This is a genomic window from Xanthomonas codiaei (assembly GCF_002939785.1).
GTDB lineage: Bacteria > Pseudomonadota > Gammaproteobacteria > Xanthomonadales > Xanthomonadaceae > Xanthomonas > Xanthomonas codiaei.
The window spans coordinates 1-3,043 of sequence record NZ_MDEC01000068.1; the positions used below are offsets into that span (position 1 = coordinate 1).

The following is a 3,043-nucleotide window of genomic DNA, read 5'->3' on the forward strand; positions in this document are numbered from 1 at the left end:
GCTTACGCTTGCCCAAGCCCTCAGCGTCACCGAACGTCAGCTGCATGGATGAATCCTCTACATGAGGCGGTAGTGTCGCGCATCTGCGGTGAGTTGATCAGACCTTCCTTAGAGCTTTTCAAGGATTGGCTCTGAGCATTCGAAATAGAAAACTTCACATTGAATTTTGAGATGTCTCCCTGAGCTTGAGGTACCGAAGCCGGCCATCAACATGGCGCGACCTTTTTCTCCGGCATTTCAACACTACGCCAAAGCCCGGCGCCTATTGCTGACATTGTCGTTGTCGATCAGCCACGCCACCGTCCTACATCACGCGCGTCGGTGTTGGTGCGGTCATCTCGGGCTGCACCCGTTGCGCATCCAGTGCGCGCAACTGTTGCTGGCTCTCTTGCAACGGCGGTGCCTCCGCCGCCAGATCCACTTTGGTGCGGAAGCCCGGCGTGTTGCCGACGATCCAGGCATTGCCGTCTTGCACGGTCACGCTGCGCAGCTGGTCAACGTTGACGATGCCAGCGCGTTTGGCCTCGACGGTGGCATGCATGGCCATGGCATCGGACGTGCCCTGCGGCAACTTGCTGTGGATGGAGCGGTACAACGGATCATTGGACATGGCCGGCGCGCCCGGATCTACGCAGCGCTCTGGGATATTGCCCAGCGGCAGCTTCCAGCCAGGGGCTACATAGGCCGGCTTGTCTTCGCGCTCCATACGCTGCTGCGTTTCCTTCCAGCGCTCGGCCGCCATCTCCGCTGCGCCGGCACCAGGAGCCAGCGTGCCGCGCAGGTGGTTGATGGCATCGGGCAAGTTCATCGACTGGGCGCTGCGCGATGCCAGGGTCAGGCCGCCGCGCAAGAGCGCCACGTCGTCGCGGTACTTATCGATCATCGGTGCGTACTGTTGCGCCAGCTGTTGCGACCTTGGATCTTCCAGCACCGAACGATCTGGTTTGCCATTGCCGTCAACAGGCAGAAAGTTATGCATGCGATGCGAATCACCTAACTCGACGGCGACAAGCGGGTTGCGGTCATCCAGCACACTGCGGTCGTTGGCATAACCTGCCTTCTGCAATGTGGCGATTTCTTGTGGCGTGGCGTAGGTCTTGACCTGGCCATAATGCTTGCTGGCAGCACTGACCGCATCGCCAGCCATCACGTGATTGATGACATCGGTGCCGCCTTCGGGAACGCGTCGGTCCAGGCTGATCGCACCGTAGGCGTTGAAGGTCTCGCCTTTGAGGCCGAAGTGGTGTGCGGTCACCTGGGCCAAGTCGCCGCCAAGCGAGTGGCCGGTGACGGTGACTTCGGGTACTTTTCCGCCCCTGCCTAATTCGTGCGCATAATTCAAGGCATATTTGGTCAACTCGACCGCCTCGGCGGCCTGATTGTTGTGACGGGATGTTACCATGCCGCCGTCCGTGTAGAGGCCATCTTCCTTTAGCTGTCGTTCGGTCTCTGTGCCACGATGAGCGATGACTATTTCGTTTGTGTCTACGCGCTGATACACGATGCCTTGGTAACCCGATGGACTGTCAACGTACTTAAGACGTTTGTAAACAATGCCACCGATCTCTTCAGGTCTACTATTTGGACCTGTTTCTTTAGGTGCCTTGTAGACATCGTCTGAGAGTGCTGCATATTGTTGGCCCGTGATTCTCATGGATTCACCTTTTCCACGGCCAACGTCACCTTAAATAGGTTGTTCTTTGCGATGTCATTAAATTGATCCATGCGCGTTTCGCCACCGTCAGGGAAGTTCTCCATGTCTGCTTTTGGATAACGGCCCTTCCAAAAGTAAGTAACCTTGGGCGTTGAGCGATAGATTTCATCTTTGAACAGTGCCGGCTGAAATCGAGTTTCATTTTTGTCGCCGGTCGCTTTCAGGGAGATTCCAACCCCGTCTAACTCAAAAGAACACGTCCCCTTGCCATAATAATCTGCATCAACCATGCCATCAGCATAGATCGTCGCAACGTAGGTGGACGCATCGCGCTTCTCAAAGCGGATGGGAATCCCATCTTCGTCAGACTTGTTCCATACACCGGCAATGGGCTCGATCGGCGTGCATTGCTTGTGGTTGATCATCTGGTAGAACGCCGTACCCGAGATCCACTCGAACGGCCCCGGCGCATCCTCGATTGTCATCGTGAGCCGGTACGCCTGCGTTGGATGCGGGTTCTTCCGGTAAGTGGGGTCGCTGGTCGTCGCTTCGGCTTCTGAGGACGGGGTAGTCATGGGTTGGCATCCTGCAAGGAGAAAGGGCACGAGGAAGAAAGCGAAGTGGCCGATAATCTTGGGGTGCATTGGAAGTGCTTTCGCTGCATGGGCGCATTGCGCAATAGAGGGTACGCTATTTTGGCTGGATATGCTCGATCAGGCCATTAGTTGCGCGCTTGATTGCTATATCTTCCGGGTTCTGGATGCCTGATACGCCCAGTGTTTCTGATACGCCAAGGGTTTCCTAGAGCGTGTTATGAACTTGAGGCTTTCGCGGCTATCGTATGCGGATGAAGCCACCACGCCCTTATCCGACCGACGTCTCCGATGAAGAATGGGCCTTCGCTGCACCCTACTTGACGCTGATGGATCCACAGGCACCGCAGCGCAAGTATGACCTGCGCTTGATGTTCAACGCGTTGCGCTGGATGGCGCGTGCTGGAGCGCCCTGGCGCTTGATTCCCCACGAGTTTCCGCCGTGGGAGGCGGTCTACCAGCAAACCCAACGGTGGTTGCAGGCCGGCTGCTTTGAGGCCATGGTCAACGACTTGCGTTCGATCTTGCGAGTGGCGCAAGGCAAGCAGGGGCAGCCCAGTGCTGTGATCCTGGATGGCCGAACGCTGCAGTCCACATGCGAAAGCGGACTACGTGCCGGCTACGACGGCTACAAGCGCAAGAAGGGCAGCAAGGTGCACATGGCGGTGGACACGCTCGGCCACCTGCTGGCAGTGCAGGTCACCCCAGCAGACGAGCAGGAACGCGCCCAAGTGCGATCGCTGGCGCAGGAAGTTCAGTATGTCACCGGCGAGACGGTGAAACTGGCGTTCGTCGA

3 protein-coding genes are annotated in these 3,043 nt (G+C 57.4%); 1 reads left to right on the top strand and 2 read right to left on the bottom strand.

Annotated features, from left to right (window positions below; all coding sequences use genetic code 11):
* Window positions 1–304 precede the first annotated feature (304 nt).
* Window positions 305–1,654 carry a Tle-like phospholipase domain-containing protein gene (locus XcodCFBP4690_RS21990; RefSeq protein ID WP_104544382.1) on the bottom strand — a complete coding sequence of 450 codons (1,350 nt, stop codon included), beginning with the start codon at window positions 1,652–1,654 and terminating at the stop codon, window positions 305–307.
* Entirely contained in the window at window positions 1,651–2,229 is a 579-nt protein-coding gene (locus XcodCFBP4690_RS21995; RefSeq protein ID WP_104544384.1) for a hypothetical protein, read from the bottom strand. Before XcodCFBP4690_RS21995 ends, XcodCFBP4690_RS21990 begins: the two co-directional genes overlap by 4 nt.
* A gap of 272 nt (window positions 2,230–2,501) precedes the next feature.
* Here XcodCFBP4690_RS21995 and XcodCFBP4690_RS22000 point away from each other — a divergent pair.
* Window positions 2,502–3,043, top strand: a 542-nt coding sequence (locus tag XcodCFBP4690_RS22000; protein WP_104544383.1) for an IS5 family transposase, incomplete at its 3' end; no start/stop codon positions are given.